General features: G+C 46.7%; 18 protein-coding genes. 3 read left to right on the forward strand and 15 right to left on the reverse strand.

The features are described 5' to 3' along the window. Positions 1-9: 9 nt before the first annotated feature. The 12 genes from GJS45_RS12975 to GJS45_RS13030 form a co-directional block, all read right to left on the reverse strand. Entirely contained in the window at positions 10-777 is a 768-nt protein-coding gene (locus GJS45_RS12975; RefSeq protein ID WP_162342267.1) for a cell division protein FtsQ/DivIB, read from the reverse strand. Continuing rightward, the gene (murC, locus tag GJS45_RS12980; RefSeq protein WP_162342268.1) at positions 764-2,164 is read right to left on the reverse strand and encodes a UDP-N-acetylmuramate--L-alanine ligase; all 1,401 of its coding nucleotides are present in this window, start codon (positions 2,162-2,164) and stop codon (positions 764-766) included. The genes GJS45_RS12975 and murC overlap by 14 nt, the downstream gene beginning before the upstream one ends. After that, positions 2,161-3,273, reverse strand: coding sequence for an undecaprenyldiphospho-muramoylpentapeptide beta-N-acetylglucosaminyltransferase (murG, locus tag GJS45_RS12985; protein ID WP_235954742.1), 1,113 nt, complete (start codon positions 3,271-3,273; stop codon positions 2,161-2,163). Before murG ends, murC begins: the two co-directional genes overlap by 4 nt. A 4-nt stretch (positions 3,274-3,277) precedes the next feature. Then, entirely contained in the window at positions 3,278-4,447 is a 1,170-nt protein-coding gene (locus tag GJS45_RS12990; protein WP_162342269.1) for an FtsW/RodA/SpoVE family cell cycle protein, read from the reverse strand. After that, on the reverse strand, positions 4,434-5,795 hold the full coding sequence (murD, locus tag GJS45_RS12995; RefSeq protein ID WP_162342270.1) for a UDP-N-acetylmuramoyl-L-alanine--D-glutamate ligase: 1,362 nt from the start codon (positions 5,793-5,795) through the stop codon (positions 4,434-4,436). The genes GJS45_RS12990 and murD overlap by 14 nt, the downstream gene beginning before the upstream one ends. Beyond that, the gene (gene mraY / locus GJS45_RS13000; protein WP_162342271.1) at positions 5,796-7,007 is read right to left on the reverse strand and encodes a phospho-N-acetylmuramoyl-pentapeptide-transferase; all 1,212 of its coding nucleotides are present in this window, start codon (positions 7,005-7,007) and stop codon (positions 5,796-5,798) included. Position 7,008: 1 nt separating this feature from the next. Further along, positions 7,009-8,475 carry a UDP-N-acetylmuramoyl-L-alanyl-D-glutamate--2,6-diaminopimelate ligase gene (locus tag GJS45_RS13005; protein ID WP_162342272.1) on the reverse strand — a complete coding sequence of 489 codons (1,467 nt, stop codon included), beginning with the start codon at positions 8,473-8,475 and terminating at the stop codon, positions 7,009-7,011. Further along, positions 8,472-10,580, reverse strand: coding sequence for a penicillin-binding protein (locus tag GJS45_RS13010; protein ID WP_162342273.1), 2,109 nt, complete (start codon positions 10,578-10,580; stop codon positions 8,472-8,474). The genes GJS45_RS13005 and GJS45_RS13010 overlap by 4 nt, the downstream gene beginning before the upstream one ends. Next, positions 10,577-10,957 carry an FtsL-like putative cell division protein gene (locus GJS45_RS13015; RefSeq protein WP_162342274.1) on the reverse strand — a complete coding sequence of 127 codons (381 nt, stop codon included), beginning with the start codon at positions 10,955-10,957 and terminating at the stop codon, positions 10,577-10,579. Before GJS45_RS13015 ends, GJS45_RS13010 begins: the two co-directional genes overlap by 4 nt. A 2-nt stretch (positions 10,958-10,959) precedes the next feature. Continuing rightward, positions 10,960-11,865, reverse strand: coding sequence for a 16S rRNA (cytosine(1402)-N(4))-methyltransferase RsmH (rsmH, locus tag GJS45_RS13020; RefSeq protein WP_162342275.1), 906 nt, complete (start codon positions 11,863-11,865; stop codon positions 10,960-10,962). Further along, positions 11,858-12,307: a division/cell wall cluster transcriptional repressor MraZ gene (gene mraZ, locus GJS45_RS13025; RefSeq protein ID WP_162342276.1), complete on the reverse strand. Its 450-nt coding sequence runs from the start codon at positions 12,305-12,307 to the stop codon at positions 11,858-11,860. The genes rsmH and mraZ overlap by 8 nt, the downstream gene beginning before the upstream one ends. A gap of 318 nt (positions 12,308-12,625) precedes the next feature. Then, entirely contained in the window at positions 12,626-13,600 is a 975-nt protein-coding gene (locus tag GJS45_RS13030; protein ID WP_162342277.1) for a polyprenyl synthetase family protein, read from the reverse strand. A 119-nt stretch (positions 13,601-13,719) separates the two neighbouring features. Between GJS45_RS13030 and GJS45_RS13035 the strand changes: the two genes are divergently transcribed. Continuing rightward, positions 13,720-15,414 (forward strand): 1-acyl-sn-glycerol-3-phosphate acyltransferase, encoded by a 1,695-nt coding sequence (locus GJS45_RS13035; RefSeq protein ID WP_162342278.1) that lies wholly within the window; start codon positions 13,720-13,722, stop codon positions 15,412-15,414. Beyond that, on the forward strand, positions 15,392-16,450 hold the full coding sequence (locus tag GJS45_RS13040) for an NAD(P)H-dependent glycerol-3-phosphate dehydrogenase (RefSeq protein WP_394366588.1): 1,059 nt from the start codon (positions 15,392-15,394) through the stop codon (positions 16,448-16,450). The genes GJS45_RS13035 and GJS45_RS13040 overlap by 23 nt, the downstream gene beginning before the upstream one ends. Before the next feature lies 1 nt (position 16,451). On the opposite strand, the gene GJS45_RS13045 is transcribed toward GJS45_RS13040, so the two are convergent. From GJS45_RS13045 to GJS45_RS13055, 3 genes are all read right to left on the reverse strand, one after another. Then, positions 16,452-17,234, reverse strand: coding sequence for a phytanoyl-CoA dioxygenase family protein (locus tag GJS45_RS13045; protein ID WP_162342280.1), 783 nt, complete (start codon positions 17,232-17,234; stop codon positions 16,452-16,454). Positions 17,235-17,438: 204 nt separating this feature from the next. Further along, a complete protein-coding gene (locus tag GJS45_RS13050) occupies positions 17,439-18,668 on the reverse strand; it encodes a M48 family metallopeptidase (RefSeq protein WP_162342281.1) in 1,230 nt (409 codons plus the stop codon). Between the two features lie 12 nt (positions 18,669-18,680). Next, positions 18,681-19,730 (reverse strand): PorP/SprF family type IX secretion system membrane protein, encoded by a 1,050-nt coding sequence (locus GJS45_RS13055; protein WP_162342282.1) that lies wholly within the window; start codon positions 19,728-19,730, stop codon positions 18,681-18,683. An 80-nt stretch (positions 19,731-19,810) separates the two neighbouring features. Here GJS45_RS13055 and GJS45_RS13060 point away from each other — a divergent pair, with 80 nt between their 5' ends. Then, positions 19,811-24,940: a T9SS type B sorting domain-containing protein gene (locus GJS45_RS13060; RefSeq protein WP_162342283.1), complete on the forward strand. Its 5,130-nt coding sequence runs from the start codon at positions 19,811-19,813 to the stop codon at positions 24,938-24,940.

Here is a 24,940-nt window from a genome sequence, read left to right on the forward strand (position 1 = left end):
CGCTAACAGTTATTCACAAATGATTTGATCCTTATATTTTACATTTACCCGATCATAGGTATTCCATCCTTTCTCGGGAAGAATTCTCTTATAATAGGTTTTTATTTTTCTAAATTTCAGCTTAATATCCTCTGGTTCCCCAAATTCAATGACCTGCTTTCCTACCTGCTGGTGCAGGTTGATGTCCCCATTCCCCAGTAATTCCAGGGAGCTGATCTGAGCGGCCCAAAAAGGGTCCTGACTGATAAACTGAATGAGTGCCAGTAACCTGGATTCCTGCTCCGACAAATCATCGAGCTTCAATAAACGCTCAGCCCTTGGCCCGGTAAGGATGAGCACCCTGCTGGTATAGTTGGCAGAGGTGGGCAATATTCTCCCCTTGGTGCTGATATAGCCATCGGCAGCCTTGGGCCTCACAATTCTTGCCATCGGAACGTGCTGACTCACTTTTACCATAATTTCTCCTTTCAAATCCCGGAACACCTCCGCTTTTCTGACAAAGGGATGGGCTTCTACTTTTTTCTCCATCTCATTAATGGAAACCTCACTTAAAGCGGCCTTCTTTTCCAGGCCGGGAAAGGCATTGGTTAACAAGCTGGCTACCTCTTTTTCGTCCACAAAATAAACATCACTTACCCCTTCCACGTAAATTTCCAATCCCGTGATCGTATGTGACCCGGCTTTGTGCTCTATAAAGGCAATAAACCCAGAGAGTACCAGTCCCACCAAAATCAGGAGGATGGGTTTTTTTATTTTTCTACCTCTAAGCTTTGTCATCTGCTATCCATTTTGCTATTGGTTCTACCAAACGATCTATATCACCTGCCCCAATGGTTACCAATACTTCAGGAGGCTGTTGCTTCAGATAGGGCAGAAGGGCTTCTTTTGAAAGTACCTGCTTTTTGGGGCTGTTTATTTCAGGTAGCAACATGGCTGCCGTCACGCCTTCAATGGGCAATTCCCTGGCTGGATAAATGTCGAGCAGGATGACCTCATCGGCCAGAGAAAGGCTTTCGGAAAACCCGGCCGCAAAATCCCTGGTTCGGGTAAATAAATGCGGCTGAAATACCGCGGTCAGCTTTTTTGAAGGATACATCGCCTTGACGGAAGTCAAAAAGGACCTGATCTCCTCCGGATGGTGGGCATAATCATCGATGTAAGTGATGGTATCAGTTGAATGAATGCATTCAAACCTTCTTTTTACCCCTTTGTAGGTGGCAATCCCTTCTTTAATGGCTTCTTTCGATAGGCCGAAATACCGGGCAACCCCTATGGCAGCTACCGCATTTTCAATGTTATGAAAACCGGGTACCCGTAATTTCAGGCCTTCGATCCGGTCATCCCCGGAAAGGTAATCAAAAGAAAAAGCCACGGTGCCGGCCTGGATATTTTCTGCCCGGACCGTTCCGGCATCCAGGCCGTAGGTGCTGACAGCGACGTTTCCAAAATCCTTTCCCTTAATTTTTTCATAGGCTCCATGATGGATAAACAGGTGTCCATCCGGGCTTGTCAGGCCTATAAAGGCTAAGAATCCGTCCAGAAATTGATCCGGATCGCCATATATGTCCAAATGATCGGGATCGATACTCGTCACAATGCTCACATTTGGGTGCAGTTGCAAAAAGGAGCGGTCGAATTCATCAGCTTCCACCACTACCAGAGGGGCTTCCTTGCTCCCTTCGTCGTGGAGGATCAGGTTGCTCTGGTAGTTTTGGGTGAGGCCTCCCAGGAAAGCAGCCGTATTTCTACCGGCATTCTTGAGTAGGTGCGCAATCATGGAAGAAGTGGTGGTTTTACCATGAGTGCCTGCAACAGCTACCGTTTCCATGGATTTGGTAATCAGACCCAGTGCAGCAGATCGTTTCATCAAGGGATAGGCTTGCCCTTCGAAGTAGCGAAAAAGTTGGCTACTCTGAGGAACGGCAGGGGTCCAGATTACCAGTTTGTTTTCGGTAGAAGAGCTAAATTCGTTGGGGATCTGACTGCTGTCATCGGCATAGCTGATTTGCATGCCTTCCCGTTCCAGTGCTTCTGTGAGGGGAGAAGGGGTCTTGTCATAACCATAGACAGGTACCCCGATGTGATTAAACCAGCGGGCGATCGCACTCATCCCGATCCCTCCGATGCCAAGAAAATAGACGCTATGTAGGTTATTTAAGTTCATTGTACCAGGGTTTCCATTACGTGAACGATTTCCTTTGCCGCATTTGGTTTCGAAAGCAGTTTAATGCCCTGCGACAGGGCCTGCTGTTTTTCCGGGTTTTGTAGCAAGGAATGTACCATCGGTTCCAGGTTTTGAACGGCTTCGCTGTCTTTAAGTAAAAGGGCGGCACCCTGGGACACGAACGCCATGGCGTTTTTGGTTTGGTGGTCCTCGGCCACATTGGGTGAAGGAATAAAGATGACGGGTTTGCCCACAAGGCTCAACTCGGAAACGGAAAGGGCCCCGGATCGGGATATAACCATGTCTGCTGCGGCATAGGCAAGGTCCATTTCTTTGATAAATTCCTTGGGGAAAATAGAATTCAAACCGGAGTCCGTTACTTTTTTGACCACATTACCGTAATAATAGGTGCCCGTTTGCCAGAGTACCTGGTATCCGTTGGCTTCAAAGCTGGCCATACTCGCCAGGAGCGCGTCATTAATGGTACGTGCCCCGAGACTGCCTCCTATAGATAGAATCACCGGTTTTGCCGGATTCAGGCCAAAATGCTGCAAGCCTTTTTCTTTCTTGCCCTCCAGGCTCAAAATATCCTTTCGTACGGGATTTCCTGTATAGTGGATCTTTCCGGCGGGGAAATAGCGATCCATTTCAGGATAGGCCACGCAAATGGCAGTTGCTTTCTTGGCCAGCAACTTATTGGTCAGTCCGGCATAGCTATTTTGCTCCTGGATCAGGGTGGGTATTCCTTTTGCCTGAGCGGCGAAAAGCACCGGGCCACTGGCATATCCTCCTACACCCACTATCAGGTGTGGTTTGAAGTTTTTGATGAGTTTTCGAGCTTTTTGAAGGCTGTCCAAGAGCTTAAAGGGGAAACTCAGGTTTTCAAGGGTGAACCTTCGCTGCAATCCGGCAATCGGCAAGCCTTCAATGGGGTACCCTGCCTCCGGGACTTTTTGCATTTCCATTTTGTTTTCGGCACCCACGAATAATACCTCGCTTTCCGGATAGCTTTCATTCCAGGCTTTAGCAATGGCTATAGCGGGGTATATATGGCCTCCAGTGCCCCCTCCGCTTATGATGATTCGATATGTCTCGGTGCTGTTTTTCAAAATTTTACGCTACGTTTACCCTATTTCTTATCGTTTTTTCTTCTCCCAGAAAGGCATCTTCATGATCTCCCCTGCTAACGCTCAGGATAATACCCAAGGATATGCCCGTGAATATCAGGGAAGTCCCACCCATGCTTACCATGGGGAGGGGCAATCCTGTGATGGGGATAAGCCCCACTGCTACCCCCATATTAATCATGGCCTGAATGACCAGGGAAAAACTTAACCCTGCAGACAGCAGGCCTCCAAAAGGCCGGGTGGAAATGGCTACCACGCGCATGCCGCGGTAAAGCAAGGCCAGGTACATAAAGAGCACAAAGCCTCCCCCGACCATCCCGTACTCTTCAATGATAATGGCATAGATGAAGTCTGAATAGGGGTGCGGGAGTATGTTTCGTTGTTCACTTTTACCGGGACCTTTGCCGGTGATGCCTCCGGTGGCGATCGCTATATAGGAGTGCTTGGCCTGAAATGGAATTTCTTTGGGCTCATCATTCATGAATTTTTCTATCCGGGAAAAGAACACTCCTCCTCGCTGGCCCATTAGGATCGCGGTGGATAATACCAGCGTGCCCACCATGCCAACAACCAGCAGGTATTTTAAGGGGACCCTGCCTATAAACATCAATAGAAGGCAGGTAGCCAACAGCATGACAGCAGTGGACATGTTAGCAATGGCAATAAGCAGGCAAATGATACCGATCCATACGATAATCGGAATAAAGGTGCCTTTGATGTCCGTTATTTTCCGCTGCCGTTTTGCCAACATGCCGGCCACGGCTGCTATAAGGGCCAGTTTAGCCAGATCCGAGGGCTGAAATGCCTGGTCAATGATGGGGATCGTAAGCCACCTGCTGGCCTGGTTGATGGTAGACCCAAAAAGGTAGGTAATTAATAGCAAGGGGACGCTTACCCATAAAGCGAACAAACTCAGTTTAGAGAAATATTTATAGGGAATGGTGTGCACCGCCCACATGACCACCAGACTGGTCAGAATCAGCGCACTGTGTTTAAATAAATAGATCTCCGTATTTCCTCCCATTTTGCGGTAGGCAAGAGATCCCGTAGCGGAATACACCGCCAGGATGCTGATCATGGACAACAGGATGACGATACCCCAGATAATGGGGTCGCCTTTTAGGTTTTCTTCCAGCCAGATTTTAACTTTTGCCATCTTCAAATGCTTTTTTCAAGTTCAAAACTGCCTCCTTAAATTGGTTGCCGCGGTCTTCGTAATTTTTAAAAAGATCAAAACTGGCACAGGCCGGAGATAGCAATACCAGATCACCTTTAGAACCTTTTTCCAAAGCCCAGTTAATGGCCTGTCGCAAGTCCTGTGTCGTAAGTATTTCGGGTATTTTCCCAGAAAATGCCGCTTTTAGTTTTTCGTTATCTTTCCCAAGGCAAATCAGCACTTTTACGTGCCCTTTGACTTTTTCATCCAACAGGCTGTAGTCGTTTCCCTTATCAACGCCTCCGGCAATCCAGACGAGATCGTTTTGGTAGGCCTCTAATGCAAATGCCGTAGCATCCACATTCGTACCTTTGCTATCATTTATAAACTGGATACCGTCAACCTCAGCCACCCATTCCATTCGATGTGCCGCGTTTACGAAGGTTTTCAGTCCAGGTCCGAGTTTTTCGGAGGGTACTCCGGCCGTTTTAGCCGCCAATACAGCTGCCAGGGAATTGCAGAGGTTATGCTTTCCCTGCAGGGACATTTCCTCCATGGGCCAGGTCCAGATCTCCTCATCGGTTTTTACAGTCAATTTTTTTTCTTCCACAAAAGCCTTTCGCTCTGGACTGATGGTTAACCCATAAGGCAGGTCCACTGGCTGGCTTTTTCGGTTATGCAGCGTAGATTTAATGATTGGATCTTCATCGTAATAAATAAAATGGTCCGCTATTCCCATCTTATCCGTCAATTTTAGTTTGGTCGCAGCATACAACGCCAGGTCATTATCATACCGGCCCAGATGGTCAGGTGTAATGTTTAGCAGCATGGCAATAGCAGGGCAGAATTTCACAAACCCCTCTATCTGAAAGCTGCTAACTTCCAGGACCCACCAGTCGTGGTCGTTTTCGCACAATTGCAGTGCCCAGCTTTTCCCTACATTGCCAGCCAGGCCTACGTTCAATCCCCCTGCTTTCAGGAGGTGATAAGTCAGCAGGGTGGTGGTCGTTTTGCCATTGGTACCGGTAATGGCGATCACCTTTCCCCGGCTAAAGCCAAAGGCAAATTCCAGTTCATCCACTACGGGGACACCAGAGGAGATTAGCTGAGCAACCAGCGGATTGGAATAGGGAATTCCCGGACTTTTGACCACCGTATCAGCAGTTAAAAAGGAGCCCACCGTATGTTGTCCTTCCTCAAAGTCAATTCCCTTTTCCCAGAAAACGGTTTTCTTTTCTTCAGCTATTTTGCCAGCATCGGACACAAATACGCTGTGACCCTGTTGCCTGGCAAGCAGGGCTGCTCCAAAACCGCTTTCTCCGGATCCTATGATCGCCGTTTTTTGCATTTACCTCAATTTAAGTGTCGCCAATGCCATGATGGCAAACAAGATTCCCAGTATCCAAAATCTTACCGTTATCTTCGCCTCCGGAACATTTCTTTTCTGATAATGGTGGTGTAGCGGAGACATCAGGAATACCCTTCGTCCCTCTCCATATTTCTTTTTCGTATATTTAAAGTAGCTGACCTGGATGATGACTGAAAGCAGTTCGATCAGGAAAATACCGCATAGAACCGGTAACAAGAGTTCCTTTCTAAGCGTAAGGGAAAGCACGGCAATAACACCACCAATCATCAGACTTCCAGTGTCTCCCATAAATACCTGGGCAGGGTAGGAGTTGTACCAAAGAAAACCCACACAGGCTCCCACAAATGCCGCACAGAAAATCACCAATTCCCCGGAGTTGGGTATAAACATTACATTCAGGTATTGGGAGAAGATGGCGTTGCCACTGATGTAGGCATAAATGGCAATGGTAAGGCCAATGATGGCAGAAGTCCCGGCAGCCAGCCCGTCTATTCCATCGGTGATATTAGCTCCATTGGAAACTGCTGTGACGACAAAAATCACCAGAATTATGTAGAGCACAGGAGTGAAGTTTTCACCTAAAAAACCGAATACCAGGTCGTAGTTGAGCTCGTTGTTTTTGAGGAAAGGAATGGTGGTCTTCATGGACTTTGCATCCTGAAATGCAGGCGTGGCTACGATCCCTTCTGCGATGGATACCGTATCCTGAAATTCCCGGACCACCACGTCTTCATGGAAGTAAAGGGTGACACCCACAATAATCCCGATGGATACCTGTCCGATAATTTTAAACCAACCGGCCAGCCCTTCCTTGTTTTTCCGGAATACCTTAATGTAATCATCCAGAAAGCCGATGCCCCCCAGCCAAAGGGTGGTCACCAAAAGTAGGATGATATAGATGTTGTAAATATTGGCGAACAAAAGGGTTGGAATGACTATGGCAGCCATAATCATCAACCCGCCCATGGTGGGAGTGCCTTTTTTCTCCAACTGGCCTTGCAGTCCCAATTCCCTCACGGTTTCACCGATTGATTTTTTCCGGATCCAGTCAATGATCCCTTTTCCCAGCGTAATGGTAATCAGGAGCGAAAACAGTGCGGCCATACCTGCTCGAAAGGAGATATACCGGAATACACCCGCACCGGGAAAATCATACGTTTGGTCTATATAGTCAAAAAGATGGTAGAGCATGTCATTCCTTATGTATTAATTCTAAAAATTCTTTCACCATTTTTTTATCATCAAAGGGATGTTTGACTCCCTTGATTTCCTGATAGGTTTCGTGGCCTTTCCCTGCAATCAAAATGATGTCTCCCTTTTTGGCCAGGCTGCATGCTGCTTTGATGGCAGCTTTTCTATCGGCAAGGGTAAGCGTTTTCTTATGATCAATAGGGTTAATACCTGCCTCCATTTCCTGTATGATGGCCATCGGATCCTCATCCCGCGGATTGTCGGAGGTAAATATTACCCGATCGCTTAACGTACAGGCAATTTTGGCCATTACCGGTCGTTTACTACGATCCCTGTTTCCGCCACAGCCTACCAGTGAGATCAGTGTCTCACCGCCCGTCCGGAGTTTTTGAATGGTTTTCAGTACATTTTCCAGCGCATCGGGAGTGTGCGCATAATCCACGATCGCGGTGATACCTGCATAAACGACCTGATCAAATCTACCCGCCGCGCCGGTTAACTTCGATAATTGCCGCAAGATTTCTTCTTCCTCCTCACCCAGGAGCAAGGAAATCCCCAGCACCCCAAGCAGATTATAGGCATTAAATTCACCGATAAGCCTGAACCAAACCTGCTTGCCTTCCAGGTCAAGTTCCAGCCCGTGAAGCGAGTTTGCCAGTATTTTTGCCTTAAAATCAGCGGGATACTTCAAGCCAAAGGTAAATTGCCTGGCTTTGCAGTTTTGAAGCATTACCCGGCCCCTTTTATCATCTGCATTGATCAGGGCAAAGGCATCCCTTGGGAGTTCATCAAATAATTTTTTCTTTGCTTTGATATAGCTATCAAAATCTCCGTGATAATCCAGGTGGTCGTGCGAAATATTCGTAAATAGAGCCCCTGCAAATTTCAACCCCGCCGTCCTTTCCTGTACAATGGCATGAGAGCTCGCTTCCATAAAACAGTGGGTACAGCCTTCCTCCAGCATTTTCAGAAGCAATTCGTTGATGGCCAATACATCCGGGGTGGTATGACTGGCCGAAAGCACCTGATCCATGATTCGGTTTTCGACGGTGGATATCAACCCGCAAGAGTAGCCCATTTCCGAATACAACTGGTGGAGCAGCGTGACGGTAGTCGTTTTTCCGTTGGTGCCGGTGACCGCTACCAGCGTCAACTTTTCAGATGGGTTTCCATAAAAATTGGCCGCCATCAAGCCCAGGGATTGGGCCGCATTCACCACCTGCACGTACGTAATTCCCTCTTGTAGCTCTTTCGGTAATGATTCACAAACGATGGCAACGGCTCCTTTATCCTCCGCATTATTAATAAAGGCATGCCCGTCCACCTGAGTGCCAGGAATAGCCACAAATACGGACCCCGCAACGACCTTCCGGCTGTCAAAAGCCAGTTGGTTGACGGAAACCTCCATGTTGCCTTTGGTTGAAACCAAAGAAACTTTGTACAATATGTCCTTTAGCTGTATGTTCAACGTAACGTTAGTTTAATCACCTGATCGCTTTCAAACCGGCTTCCGGAAGCCAAAGATTGGAAACGAACCCTCCCTTTTCCGGAATGTTGCACGCGTAATCCCTTGTTTTCCAATATGTATAGTGCGTCCCGGAGGGTCATTCCCGAAACGTCCGGAACAACTGGTTTTTCTACCGCATTGCTCACCCATTGTATGGAGCGGTTGGCAACCTTTGTTTTTACCCAGGTCTCGGAACCGCTGTAATGATTTGAAATGCCCATGCGGTTACAGATCATTTGTAATTCTTCTACATTGCCCGCCTGAATGAAAGGAAATTCTTCCCTGTCGATTTGCGGAATTTCCTTCTCGCTTGTAGACTCCTCCTGTATGTGCAAGTCCTGCGCAAAGATCTTATCGGCAATTTCGCGGAAAACCGGCGCGGAAATATCCCCTCCGTAGGCATTGAAGCCTTTTGGGCTATCGATGACCACGATCGCGCTGTATTTCGGTCGGTCTGCCGGAAAATAACCTACAAAGGAGGTATAGTATTTCTGAGTATACCTGCCATTCTCCAATTTCTGCGCTGTTCCGGTCTTCCCGGCTATGGAATAGGATTCATTATGAATATTTTTTGCGGTACCATTCGCTACCACGCCCTCCAATAGACTTCGAAGTTGGGTTAAGGTCTTTTTGGAGGCAATGTTTTTTCGTATGGTTTCGGTACGGTAGCTTTTTTCCACCGTATTGCCTTTGGACACCTGTTTGACGATCATGGGTTTCACCAGCGTTCCTCCGTTGGCTACCGCGTTGTATAAGGAGAGCGTCTGCAAGGGAGTTATTTTGAGTTCGTATCCAATCGACATCCAGGGGAGAGTGGTTCCATACCAGTTTTTATCGTCGGGATTTTTAAAATAAGGGATGCCTTCACCAATGATCTGAAACCCGAGCGGCCCATCCAGTTTTACCTGGGAAATGTATTCTATAAAGCGGTGGGGCTGGTGGCCAAAATGGTCATGGACCATTTTTGAAATGCCGACATTCGAAGATTTTTCGAATGCCTCCCGAACCGTAATTTTTCCGTAGCCCCCGTGTTTGGCATCTCGCATGTAACGGTCGTAAAACTTATAGCTGCCGTTGCCGGTATCAATGCTGTCTTCCAGATTTATTTTTCCCTCTTCCAGCAAGGCCAACATGGAAAGCAACTTAAAGGTGGATCCAGGCTCGGTGAGGCCTTGCTCTCCTACGGCATAATTATAGTATTCTCCATAGCCATAGCCGTTTTTGTTTCGTTGGAGATTCGTGATTGCTTTGATGTGTCCGGTAGCTACCTCCATGACGATCACCGAACCATAGGCAGCATCCTTATTCATCAACTGTCTTAATAAAGCGGACTCCGCCAGGTCCTGGATATTCACGTCCAGCGTAGTGTGTATATCAAATCCATCGGTAGGTTTGATGTCCTCCGCATCGTGCAGCGGCTTCCAACTGCCACCTGCTATTTTTTGAAAAAGGGCTTCCCCATTTCTGCCTTCCAGGTACTCATTAAAACTATATTCCAAGCCCACTCCGTATTGGTCTTCGTTTAAAAAGCCTACCGTTCTCCCAGCCAGGTTTTTGAACGGCCGGTACCTTTTGTCAATTTTTTCAAAAATGATTCCACCACCCATTCTGCCTTCCCTGAATAGCGGCCAATTCATCATCTTAAGCTTTTCCTGGTAGCCGATTTGTTTCCTGTTCAGCGTCAGGTATTTTTTGCCTTCATTTCGGGCATCCAGGATCATTCGCTTGTAAGAGGCGGCGGACCGGTCCATGTAAAATCCGGAAAGCAGGGTGGCTAAGGAATCAATTCCTGCCTTAAGTTGAGCGCCGGAAGCAATGGACGGGTCCATGGCTACGCGGTAAAAAGGCAAACTGGTAGCAAGCAGACTGCCATCTGTACTATAGATATTCCCTCTGGTGGCCTTTACCGGTCGGTATTGCAGGTGGATATCCTCCGATAATTGCCGCCATTTGTCCCCTTCGACAAACTGAATGGTGCCTATCCTATAAAAAATAGCACCGGCTATCATGGTTACCACCAAAAAGGAAAGCCTGACCCGGAGCAATATGGATTTTTTTATATTCACTTTTCTAAAACAATTCGTTGAGGTGGTTCTTCAATTTCAAATATTCCCAATACCTGTATTTTTTTGGCCACTTCGGACTGCTTGCTCGAATACATGTATTCTGCTTCTAACGTGGTGACATCTGCGCGGATATCTTCTACTTCCTGTTGGAGCCGGTCAATTTTTCGTATGGTGTTTTCCGCCTGATGGTTGCTCCAGATGTAAATCATAGCTAGAAATGCAGCGTATAGAAAAGGAAGTACCAGCTTGACTGGTACGTTATCGCCTACCAATCCGCTGATGTCCAGCTTTTGCTCCATAAGAGCAAAAGGGTTGAACCAGGACTTTTTTTGTTTCCCGGTGGGTTTGATGGGTTTTCTAAAACTATTTCTACTCATGGTTATCCTTTCCTTGCTATTCGTAATCTGGCACTTCTTGCGCGTTTATTGGCCTCCACTTCTTCCGGACCGGCAACAATGGCTTTTCTGCTGACCGGTTCCAGAGGTCTTAACGGGTTTCCATAGAAATCCTTTTCCAGTTCTCCATGCAATTTACCTTTGGTCATAATGTTTTTTACCAATCGGTCTTCCAACGAATGGTAGCTCATCACTACCAAACGCCCTCCTGGGTTCAGCAGGTCAATGCTTTGGACCAGCATTTCCTCCAGAGCCGCCAGTTCCTGATTTACTTCTATCCGAAGGGCCTGATATACCTGAGCGGAGTATTTCGCATATTTCCCTTTGGGGGCATACTTATCCAGTAGTTTCTTGAATTCCGTACTGCTCTCGAAACGAGTGTTTGCCCGGAAGGCTACGATCGCTTTGGCCAGTGTTTTGGCATTTTTCACTTCTCCATAGAGGCCAAGCATTTTTTGAAGTGCTGCTTCGGAATAAGTGTTTAAAACCTCCGCTGCCGTCAGGTCTCCGGACTGGCTCATTCGCATGTCCAGCTTCCCCTCAAAGCGTGTTGAAAAGCCTCTTGACGGTTCGTCTATCTGATGAGAGGAAATTCCCAAATCGGCCAGTATTCCATCTACTTTCGTTACCCCGTAAAGTTTTAAATAGCGTTTTATATCCCGAAAATTCGCCTGGATGAATGTGAACCGATCATCTTTAGGGATATTTGCTTCCGCATCCGGATCCTGGTCAAAGGCATATAGATGTCCTTTTTCCAGCCGCTTCAGGATTTCCATAGCATGGCCGCCTCCACCGAACGTAAGGTCCAGGTAAATACCATCAGGATCTATCGCCAGTCCCGAAAGACAGGCTTCAAGCATCACGGGGATATGGTAGGCCGGGTTATCCACTTTTTCCTAAAAACTTTTTATTCAAATCTTTGTATACCTGTTCCTCTTTGGCCGAATAGGCATCGTGGAGATCCGGGTTCCAGATTTCTATTTTGGTACCCATTCCAATGAGTACAGCATCTTTCTCTAATTGCCCATGCCGAAGCATGTTTTTTGGTATCAGAAATCTTCCCGCGGTATCCAGCTCAACAGGCGATTCCCTTCTGAAAAAGGACCGCTTAAAGCGCCTGACATCATCATCCGTATCGTCCAGACTGGCCAGTTTGTTGTGGTCCTTTCGTACTTCTATCATCGGGATCAGTTCCAGACAAGGTTCCAGACCTTTGCGCAGCATCATTTCCTGACCCAAGGATTCAGGTAGCGATGCCTTCATTTTAGAAGGTAATACCAACCTGCCCTTGGCATCCAGTTTACATTCAAATTCACCGGTGAAAGATGCCATTCCTCTGCTTCCTGATTATTGAATACAAAAGTAGTAAATAGCCAAACACTTTATACCACTTTGCCCCACTTTTTACCACATTGGTATAAAAGTATCCAAAACAAACTACAAACACAATTTTTTACTAAAAAATAATGGGAACAATCGAAGCTGACAACGGACTATGAATCAGCACCTAAATCACACTAAAACGCCATTATCTAGGGTTTAAATAGGGGTTTTTAAGGAATGCATTCGAGGAATTGCAGCAGGTCATTCCGACCGCCGAAAAATAAGTGGGGGGAATTCCCATGAAAAAATAAAAAAAAAACGGAAAATTTATTTTTTCCGTTCGATGGTGTAGGTTACTAATGCGGACAGAGAGGTTTTATAGTCGGACTCCGGGAATTCGGCCAAAATGGATAGCGCATCCTGGTAGAAATCGTTCATAACCTCTTGGGCATATTCCAGCCCTCCGGAGGCTTTAACAAAATTAATTATTTCGTTCACAGTACTTTTGTTTTCGCTCCCGTTTCGTATTTTGTAGATGATTTTCTTCCTATCTACCCAAGAGGCATGATTAAGCGCATAAATTAAGGGAAGCGTCATTTTCTTTTCTTTGATATCGATCCCCACAGGCTTACCTACCACGTCCTCTCCATAGTCAAATAGGTCATCTTTAATTTGGAAAGCCATGCCTACTTTTTCACCGAAAAGACGCATTTTTTCAGTACTTTCACCACTTGCTCCAGCGGTAGCAGCACCTACTGCGCAACAGGAGGAGATCAGGCTCGCTGTTTTTTGCCGGATAATGGTGTAATACACCTCTTCGGTAATATCTAATTTACGTGCTTTTGAAATTTGCAGAAGTTCTCCTTCACTCATTTCCCTTACGGCATTGGAGACGATTTTCAATAAATCGAAATCGCCATTTTCAACACTTAACAATAAGCCTCTGGAAAGCAGGTAGTCACCAACCAAAACAGCAATCTTGTTTTTCCACAGCGCATTGATGGAAAAAAAACCCCGGCGGTAGTTGGCATCATCGACCACATCATCGTGTACGAGCGTGGCTGTGTGCAGGAGTTCAATTAGTGCCGCTCCCCGGTAGGAGGCCTCGCTGATACTTCCGCTGACACCCGAGCTAAGAAAAACAAACATGGGACGCATCTGTTTGCCTTTTCTTCGCACAATATATTGGGTGATATGGTCGAGCAATTTGACCTTGCTCTGCATGAAGGAGCGGAACTTTTTTTCAAAATCAGCCATCTCAATGGCTATCGGGGCTTGTATCTGCTGTAAATCCTGCTTCATGGGTGTTTGGAATGGTGCAATATTACAATCTATTCCACCATTGACAAAACTGCCCTATTGATAATTCTGTTTAATGAATTTTATTTTTGGTTATCTTTGACCAACCAAAAGACAAACCATTGACTGACGACTATATCAAGCACCAATACGAACCCATATTGCCAAAAAAGGACGAATGGCCAGTGGTAAGGCTGAGTAAAGGCAGGAAAGAATTTATCCAACAAGTAGTAGCGTCCAGCAGTGAAAAAATAAAAAACCTAACCGGAAATCAGGTTCAAGCATTAAAAGAGGAATTGGAGGTCACCCTGTACCGGGAAAGAATGCGCCTTAAGCAAAACCCCTGGCTGGTAGATCCGGACGATGAAGCGTCATTCTGGTCAAGGGTGAAGTCTTCCCTATTGGCCATCGGGGTGGATCAAAAACTCAAGGAGTCGGATAAGAAAGCGAAGTACCTGCAACTATTAACGGCCATTACGCAACGCTACGCAGAGGAAATTGCCAGTAATTTTAAGCACAGTCACTATAAAATGACCCGCCGGATCGTCACCTTCGGATTTTCCCGCCTGCTGAATACTTCCCGGGTAAAGGGTTTCAAATCTATTTTTAGCAACCAATACAGTCTACAAGATAAAATCCAGATTATTGGAGAAACGGATCAATTGCGAGAGCTTGCTTCGAAAGGCACCATTGTCATGGTGCCTACTCATTTTAGTAATTTGGACAGTATACTGATTGGATGGACGATCAGCACCCTTGGTCTGCCGCCTTTCATTTATGGAGCAGGGCTAAACTTGTTCAATATCCAGATTTTCGCCTATTTTATGAATGCGCTGGGGGCCTATAAGGTGGACCGGAGAAAGAAAAATCAAATTTACCTGGAAACCCTGAAAACCTATTCCCGGGAAGCGATTCAGTTCGGGTGTCATAGTTTGTTTTTTCCAGGGGGGACGCGTTCCAGAAGTGGCACGATCGAATCGAAATTAAAGCTTGGTTTGCTCAGTACGGCCATTGAGGCCCAACGAGCCAATTATCAGGCGGAGCCTGAAGACCCGGGAAAGGTTTTTATTGTGCCCGTCACGATCAATTACCATTTTGTTTTGGAAGCCCCCAGTCTGATAAAGGAACACCTGAACTATACCGGACAGGAGCGGTATTACAGTGAGTCAGATGAATTTTCTACCTCGTATAAAATTTCAAAATTCCTGGTAAAGTTTTTCACAAAAGGATCCGACATATCCGTTTCAATCGGAAAGGCAATGGATATTCTGGGTAATTACGTGGATGAAAAGGGGAATAGCAGAGACAGGCATGGCCGGCCGATAGACTGCAAGGATTATTTCATGACCAATAACCAGGTGACGGTTGACCTGCAGAGGGAAGAAGAGTATACCAAAAAACTTGGGAAACGCATTGCGGAAGAATTCCATAAAATTAACCGGGTTTTTAGTAGTCATTTGGTTGCCTTTACCGCATTTCAACTCATTCAGCGTAGCAATGAAAAGTTGGATTTGTTTAGCCTGTTACAGCTCCCGGAGGAGGATATTCAACTGCCCTTCGATGACTTTTCGGCTGCCTGCGGAAAGGTATTAGATGAAATCAAGCGTTTAAAGGAAGCAGGTAAATTGGGCATTGCTCCTCATTTGGAAAAGACACTCGAGGAAATCATACGTCACGGTTTGGAAAACGTGGGTATGTATCATGCCAAAAGGCCTCTGATCCGTACCGAAGACGGGCATGTGATAACTGAAGATATTAGTTTGTTGTATTATTACCATAACCGACTGGATGGATATGAATTGGAAAAAATCATTTAATGCCCGACCGATAGGTGTAATTGGTATTGGAAGTTTTGGGGCTGCCATCGCAAATTTGCTGGCAGAAAAAAATGAGGTGCTGGTTTATGCCCGGGATGAAGCCGTCGTAAAAGCCATCAATGAAACGCATACGGTCAAGAACCGAAAACTGGCGGATAAAATTAAAGCCACCAATGACCCGGAGATGCTTTGTGAAGCCTGCGAAGTAATGTTTCCCATGATACCTTCGTCGGGCTTTAGGGAGGTGATGGTTCAGTTTGCCCCCTACCTTCACCCCTATCATTTTTTAATTCACGGGACCAAAGGGCTTTCCCTAAATTTACCAGAAGGTAAGACGCTGGAAAACATCACCCGCATCACCCGCGAGCATATTTGTACAATGAGTGAGGTGATCTTAAAAGAAACCGTAGTAGAGCGAATTGGCTGTCTGGCCGGTCCTAACCTGGCTAAGGAATTACTGGAGCATCAGCCGGGAGCCACCGTGGTAGCCAGTCGATACAATGAAGTAATTAGCGAAGGGCAGCGCCTACTGAGATCGGATAATTTTCAGGTATATGGCAATTCCGATATTATCGGAGTAGAACTTGCTGGCGTTTTAAAAAATATCATCGCCATCGCTGCGGGTGCCCTATCTGGTTTGGGGCTGGGAGACAATGCCAAGGGTTTATTGGTTTCCCGTGGAATGGTGGAATTAATTCATCTGGGGAATGCCATGGGTGGCGGCACAAAGTCTTTTCTGGGACTTGCCGGGATAGGGGATTTGGTGACTACCTGCAATTCTACCCTCTCCCGCAATTATACCCTGGGATTTCGATTGGCTCAAGGGGAAAAACTCGTGGACATCACTTCCGATATGGAGGAAGTAGCCGAGGGTATCAATACGGTCAAGCTTATCAAACGTTACCTGGAATCCACAAATCGCAGAGCCCCCATCACAGAAAATTTATACCGGGTACTTTTTGAAGATTATAAGGTGGAAGCCGCCCTGCAATCCCTGATGAAATATCCCATTTATACGGATATAGACTTCCTGTAACTCAGTCGTTAAGTCCCAATAGGTAAGCTCCTTCCTGGCTAATTCTTTCCAAGGTGGCAGGTCGTATATACTGTCTTTGGTTGGTTTGTTGAACTTGGTCTCTTCGGCAAAAATAGCTGTGGATAGCCCTTCTGGCTGAGGAAGTCTGGTTGTTGGTTCCTCCATGCCAGGTGTGGGAATTAAACACGATCACGGATCCCGCCGGTGCTTCGATGACAATTTCATCCGGATGAGAATCCATTGCATTATCCATTTCTTCCTGTGGTAAGGTACTTTTCAGGTGCGTTCCAGGAACAACCCGGGTAGCTCCATTTTCTTGATGGAAGTCATCCAGCAGCCAAATCGAGTTGCACACCTGAAAGTCCCCGTTTTTAACCGCTTCCGGCCAATCGACATGAAGTTTTTGAAGGCCTGCACCGGGTAGCGCAGAGCGGAAATTTAGCGAGGATAATTTGAAAGAGGTTCCCAACACCCAGGATATGGCAGCCAATACTTTAGGGTGGGTGTAGAAAAGATCGAATGCCGCTCCTTTATTAACAAGATCTCCCAACCGTTCGGATCCCGGTTCTTTTGGGTGTCGGATGTTGGGAGACTGCATCAATTCGATCCCGGCCCGATCTCCTTCCTCTTCGAGCAATTCCTGGATTTTGGCGCGTAAAACTGCCACTGTTTCATCGGTAAGTAATTTCCCCAAATTGAGGTATCCTTCCGTTTGAAGAAACTCTTTTTCAGCTTTTGAAAGGAGGTTTTCGTGAACGCCCAGTTGTTGAAGTTGTAGTTGCATGTTTTCCATCATTTTGCCAGCCAAATCTTTTTATTTTAAAGGCCGTTTTAAAAACCGGGGTAACCCCTTTTTTTCTCTACAAAGAGAACGCCCTATAAAGTGGTGTGGGTAAGTTGTTTAACCCACTCGTTTCCGGCCTATCCCCAATGTCCTCTTTGGGATAACGAATAAAGATAGCTTACTCAGTATAGAAAAGCAATGCCCTTATTCCAGTCTTTTTAATCGACTAAGGAGTGGAGGGTGAGAGTAGTTGACAAAAACGTATAGGGGATGGGGATTGATATCCGAAAGGTTTTTGGCCGAAAGGGTTTTGAGTGCTTCAGCCAATGGCTTTCCTGAATAGGTGCGTTTGGCGAAAGTATCCGCTTCATATTCGTGCTTCCTGCTTACCGAATTCATGCCCACGCCCAGGATCATAGACAGGGGAGATACCAGCATGGTAAACCCCACGATATTTAAATGAATAGAGGATACGGCACCTCCCAGGGCAAAACTGATTTGTTCATTAAAAATAAGCAGCGACAGCAAATAAAGAATAATGCCGGTTTGAAGAATTCCTGTTACCAATCCGGTTTTTATATGGCCTTTTTTGTAATGGCCGATTTCATGCGCCAGCACTGCCACAAGTTCATCCGGTGTATGTTGATCGATCAGGGTATCGTATAGTACCACTTTTTTTCGTTTTCCAATTCCTGAAAAAAAGGCATTGGCCTTTGAGGATCGTTTGCTACCGTCTATGATAAAAACATTTTCCAGCGAAAACCCGACGGCTTGCGCATAATTGAGGATGGTGTCTTTAAGTTCTCCTTCCTTAAGGGGAGTTAGTTTATTAAAAAGAGGTAAAATGAGGGCGGAATAAAACTGGTTAACCAATACGATAAATAAAGCCGAAATAAGCCAGAAAATCCACCAGAAATCATTACCAATTGCTAATACCAACCAAAGCAAAACGAAAAGCAGGGTTCCTCCAATGGCTACAGACAGCAGGTACCCTTTGATTTTATCCGCAAAGAAGGTGCTGACCGTTGTATTGTTAAATCCATATTCCGCTTCAATCCTGAACGTATGGTAATAGTCAAAAGGGATGGAAAGGATATCTGAGCCGATAAACAATACACCAAAGTAAGCGATGGACAAAAACAGGTCTGACAAACCAAATTGCCGTAGCCACTCATCCAGCCATCCAAAAAAACCGAATTGTATAAAAACAAGGGTTAATAATAAGGAAAAGAGACCGGAAACCATCCCGAAATAGTAATTTGTTCGTTGGTATTCCTTGCTTCGGGTAAGGGTTTTCTCATCGAGGTATTCTTCCAATGTTTTGGGGACTGGACCTGTTTTTCGGCTGACATTCAGAAAACTGATTGTTTTTTCGAACAGAAAAGAAAGGCTGATAATCCCCATTAAGAGGTATTTAATTGTATCCTGGTCCATGCTGCAAAAGTATTAAAATTTGGGACAAGGAAGAATGGTATCTCTTTTTCTGGGAGCCCCGGGATCATTGGGTGGGAATATATAGGAAATACTGATTTCATGCGCTCCTCCCGATTGAATCCCCAATTGAGATACAGTGTAGTCAAAACTGTACCCAATATTCAGGCCCGAAGGTAAATTAAAACCGGCCATGAGGACAAGCGCATCGCGGTTGCTTTGGTTTTCGACGGGTTTATAGGGAAGTCCCCGGTACCAAAGACCAAAGACCACTGGCTCCAGGTAAAAGTAAGCCCCTACATCCAATTGTTCAAAAGGTCCCTGTCGCTTGTAATTGATCGTAGGCGTAAAATACCGTTGCCGGTAGGTGTGTGTAAAATCCCTGCGAGCCGATCCCCTGCCAAGGGAAATCCGGTAACCGGTATGAATAGAATACTTAATGGGTAAGCGACTTATTCCTTCTTCAATAAAACTCTGGTTGGGTTGGTTTACGTGGTGTGTGGAAAGCCCGAACCAGAAATTATCGGTAAAAACCAAGCCTCCAAAGGATAGGGAAAGAAGATTTACCGGTTCACCGAATCCCTGAAGGTCATTGCCAGGGAGGATGGGACCAAAGGGGTCGGTTGGATTTATTTGATTGGCAAAGACCAAATTTTCATAAAAACCAATATCTCTACGTAAATAGCTGGCTTGAAATCCCGGTCTCAGGTAGAGATTGTCTGCAAGTTTTAATTCATAAGAAAGCATTCCGGAGACATGGGTGGATCGTAGTCCCGCAGCCCCCTCCGTGTCGTTGGTTACCAAAAAACCTACGCCGGTGTTGTATTCGTCCAAAAATGTATCCGCATAGGCAGAAAATGTGGAGAAACTTGCCTCCAATCCAGGCCACTGGCTTCGGTAATTTACTCCCACCCGGGTAGCCAGTTCCGAGCCGGCAAAGGCGGGATTCAAATAAAGCGGAGCCGCATAATACTGGCTGTATTGCGGATCCTGGGCAAAACTCGTCCCAGCGATACACCCAGCGGCAAGGACTAAAAAAACTATACGTATTTGTGACTGAAACAAAGATTTATTCGTTTATTGGATACCAGACAGTTTATAAACGTTTTACTGCTTTCCAGTGTATGCAAAGCAGCATGTAAATTATGAAATCTAACTATTTTAACACCATAATTGATTTTATTTTTAGAGCAATATTTTTACTTATTGGACTTTGTGCCCCTTTTTTGGCTTATTCCCAAGGTTTTAACGAAAATGAATGGATATTCGGATACTGTGAAGGAGGAGAAAATAGTTACCTCACCTTTGGCAAGGACCAGGAAGCCCGCGTCGCCACGCTTCCCGGAAATATAACCCTGGGCAAGGCCAATTCTGCCATGGCCATAGATCCTATTACAGGAGAAATTTTATTTTACACGGACGGTGCGCTGGTCTATAATTACCTCAATGAAGCCATGCAGGGAGTGGTTGGTGAATTGGGGGGAGTGGAAACGGACCGGCAATCCGTGGCCATAGCCTCCCTTGATTTCGATCCTGAACCGGGAGGGGCAAAGGAATTTTATATTTTTTATACCAGTCCTGCCGGTGAGCTGGAATACAGTTTGGTCGATATGAATGATCAGGGCGGTGCTCCTGCCAACCAGCCACCTGCCGGTTCTGTTTCCCCGGGCGGAGTTATTAGCGATGCTGAGGGCCCTATAATGGTCGTGAAATCCGGAAGTTCTTCGAATTACTTGTTGAGTGTTGAAAACGGTGAATTGGTAGCCAGACGCGTGGAAGACATGCAGGGTCAATTTACCGAAACAGCACGAATACCGCTAGATGTTACCCCTTCCGCCCTCGTCTATGACGAAGATTCCGGAACCGTGTACCTGCTTCCCGAATCGGCAGGAGCGGATCTGATCTCCCTTTCTTTTGATACCGCTTCGGGTGTTTTTGGCTCGCCGGAAACGTTAGCAGATACGGGAGGGGAAGAACCAATTGGAGGGCTGACCGTATCCCCGGATGGTGATTTTCTGTATTACTCCCAGGGAGATGAGCTGATTCGGTATTTTATCGGAGACCCTTCAGGCCTGGATCCGGAGCCAGACCCATCCGAAATACCCGATTCCGGGGCGGTCAGTCTTCCCCTTACCAATGAAATCCACGCCATTTACGATGTGAAAAATGGACCCGATGGACAGCTTTATTATATATACGAGGAAGTAGAAGGTGGGCCTCAATACATCGGTAGGGTAACTAATCCGGATGAATGGCTATTGGCTGGCCTGGATATTGAGGAATTACCCTTTAACGGAACGGATTTTTGCGGTACCGTTTTCCCTCAGTTTGCTCCGACCATCGATGTTGATCCGATGGCCGATTTTACCTGGGAACCCGAAATGCCCTGTATGAATAATCCGCTTCAGCTGACGAGTGTCATAAGCCCCATGAATTACCAACCGGTAAGTTTTGAATGGGAAATATTGCCGCCACTTACCGATGAGGAAGGGGAAGAAATAGAAATGGACCTGAATGCAGAGCACCTGCTGCTTCCCAGAGATGCCACCTCTGAGCAGCAAGTAACGGTAAACCTCACGGTTACCTATCCCAATGGAGAAACCAGCAACGTGACGAAGAATATTTCTTTTACCGAGAATAATTTAACGGTGCAGTTTAATCCTGCAGATACGACACTTTGTGAGCCGTCCTGCCTGGACCTGATGCCTTTGGTAGAAGCCCAAAGCGGGGAAGAAGGAGGTCAAGGGGGAGGCCAGCCTGGCGGACAACCCGGAGGCGGTGGTATTGGAGGGATTCCTGGCGTGGGACAGCAACCTGGCGGTGGGCAAGGGCAAGAACAGCAAAACTACGAGTATTTCTGGTCTAATAAACGTGAAGAAGGCTGGGGGCCGGAAGCGCCAAACGAAATATGCCGACCTGGATTTTACTGGGTGTTGGTCAGGGAACAAGGTTCCACCTGCTATGCCTATGCGAGCATACGTGTGAAAATGTGGGATGTGGAGGATCAAACCAATAATATTTGGTATTTTGGTGACGGGGCAGGCCTTGATTTCAACCCGGATCCCGATGACCCGGATGCCCCCACCCCTCGCCCAATAGCCTCCCCTCATCCTCAGAACATACCAGCGGGTGTGACGACGGTTTCCGATCAGGCAGGCCAGGTATTGTTCTACACCGATGGAGAAACGGTCTGGGATCTAAATGGAAACGCCATGCAGAATGGCGAAAACATCGGAGGAGACAACCTGTCTACCGGAAGTGTACTGGCGATTCCAGTGGCCTCAGATGAAACTTTGTATTATCTGTTCACCACCCAGCAGGGTGCTGGCGGCGAAAATGAAGTAAACTATTCCCTGGTGGACATCAAGGGAGATAATCCTCAGGGAATCGGGAATGTGGTTACCAAGGACAATTTCCTGTTTAGTCCGGCAACCGAACATTCTGCTGCGTTCAACTCCGGCGACACCACCTGGGTTGCTTTTCACGAAAAGGGCACCGATGCTTTCCGGATGTACCCCGTTTCCTCAGAGGGAATTGGGCAACCGGTTTTTAATTCAATAGGAGGCGACCACGATTACGGGGACGGTATCGGTACCCTTAAATTTTCAGGAGATGGCAGTAAATTAGCGGTAAGTTATACCGAAGGAGGGACCAATTGGGTGGAAATATTTGATTTTGACCAGAGTACCGGAGAGATGACTCCTTACGCCACGTTGGATTTGGGAGCAGATGGAGACGTGTATGGATTGGAATTTTCTTCAGATGCTGCCCGTTTGTTTGTGTCCTACCGAAACGGTGGGCCGGGAGTGGAGGAGTTTTTTGTACAAAGTGCCGAAGAAACCGATGAGACCGACCCTGATAATCCGGTGACCAGTACCTGCCCCGAATGCTTTGAGACGGCCAACGATCAGGCGGCCATAGAAAGCTGTATTCTGAATAGCCGGGCGACTGTTTCGGGAACCGGAGGCCTGGATTTGGGAGCCCTTCAGATCGGTCCGGACGGCCAGGTTTATGCAGCCGTAGTTGGCTCCAATCTAATTGGCCAGATTCAGATCGGATCGGGGTGTACCCCTTCTACTTTCAATCAAAATGCGGTAGATGCCATGCCCGGAACGGCCAATTTAGGGCTCCCGGCATACGTGCAAAATTCAGGTAGCAACATTCCCGACCCGAGTCTGAACGGCCCGGACCGGCTTTGCCTTTCCGATGAGGAAGGAGCAGTGGGTTTGTTTGAAGGAGGAGGTGAACCGGATATTGATCTTTATAATTGGACCATTTTTAACGAAGAGGGCGAAATGGTAGATGAATTTCTTAACGGGGGAGAAGAATTCCAGGATTTGGAATATGCGTTCGATACTGTCGGTGTATTTACCGTCCAACTGGAAGTAGATCGATGCGGTACTCCCTGGGAGGAAGTTTTTTCGATGGAGGTGGAAGTAGTCGCCTCTCCCGAAATAATTCTTCCTGATGAGGTGTCACTTTGTGGTGATGTTAAAAATTTGGTAGCTGTGGACCCGGAAGATCCACGCCTGGGGGAGTATGAATTTGTATGGGAGAATGCGGCCGGGGAAATCATCGCTACTACCAATGAAGTGGAAGTAACTGAAGAAAGTATTTATACCGTCACCGTGTCGTATGCCTTGCCGGATGGGGAAGATGGCGAGCTTTTTGAAACCTGTCCGGTATCCCAATCTGTTTTCGTGGGACCTCCGTTCGAATTTGAACTGGAGCAGTCGGCTGAAGAGGTTTGCTATGGGGAGGAGGTTACCTTTAATCCGGATACGCCTGTTTCGGGATTATGGTCTATAAGACCGGAAGGTGGAGCAGAATATGAACTATTGGGTGACACGCAGGTGCTGGAATTCAATACGGGAGATCTGGAGGGACCGGGTTCCTTTGACATCCTGTTTCAGGCGCAGGATCCACTGGACAGTACCTGTACGGTGGAGAGAACAGCAAGCCTATTGGTGAATCCCATTCCGGAATTTACGCTTTCAGCCATCAGCCCGGCACAAAGTTGTGAGATTGGAGACGGCAGTGTCCTATTGGAAGCAGGTACTCCACTGGACAGTTTGCTTTCAGAGGATACCGATGAAATTTTTCTGGACCTGGAAGCCGGAGAAGAGATTGAATTCACAGGTCTGGCCCCAGGGAGCTATTCATTTACGGCTTATTCCGGAGGTTGTCCCACTTCTCAGGTTGCGGTCATCGAAAATGCCAACCCACCTGCAGATACGGTATTCGATGTGGCGGTTGCGCCTGAATCCTGTAACGCAGATGGGGTGCAGGATGGTGCTGTGTTTATTACATTTAATAGTGGGTCCGCTTCGGGCAATTACCGCATTCAGAATCTGGTAACAGGAGAAGAGGTTACTGCCGCCTTTACGGGAGAGGATAGCATTCGCGTCGACTTACCAGAGGGCGAATACCTGGTAGAGGTTACCGATCTGGGAGGCTGTGCGATCCCTGATCCGGAAGTATATGAGATTGGATCAGGAAATGAAGCAGAGGTGTCTTTGAGTAGTCCGGGCTTATGCGGGGGAGTTTTGAGTACCGAAATTATTGCAGCGGCGGATTTTTCTCAGGTGGAGCAGATTGAGTGGTATTATATGGTTGGCACGGCCAGCAACCTCATGGAAGGAGAGACGGATTCCGTATTGGTGGTGGATAACCCGGGTACTTATGAAATTCGTCTGCTAAGCCCCTCGGGCTGCCTGCTCGGATCGGAAACCATAGAAATTATTTTTTCAGATGCGATGCCTCCTGTATTGATGGAAAATTATGAAATTTGTACTTCCTCAGGGGATCTGGTTACCCTGGACGTGGGCGAATGGGCATCTTATGAGTGGTACAGAGAGGAGGAGCTTATCAGTGAGGAAGCCCTGTTTATTCCTGAACTACCGGGATTATACGAGCTTAGGGTAGTGGATGAGGCTGGCTGTGAGTTTGTTTTGGATTTTACGGTAGAAGAAATTTGTGAAATTGATGTTAGGTTTCCCAATGCCATTCGGCCGGATGATCCCAACAGGAATTTCGTACTATATACACAAGGCCAGGTAGATACATTGGTGGTTTATATTTACAACAGATGGGGAGAATTAGTTTATTTCTGTGAGGAAGAAAACATAACCGAAAATGTGTCCGTTTGCAGCTGGGATGGGATCGTAAATGGAAGTAAAGTCCCTATTGGAACATATCCGGTAGTAGTGAAGTTTACCAATGAAGAACAAATGATTCAGAAAACAATAAGAGACGCCATTGTAGTCATCGAATAA

Source organism: Cyclobacterium salsum (assembly GCF_010119245.1).
In the GTDB taxonomy this organism is placed as follows: Bacteria; Bacteroidota; Bacteroidia; order Cytophagales; family Cyclobacteriaceae; genus Cyclobacterium; species Cyclobacterium salsum.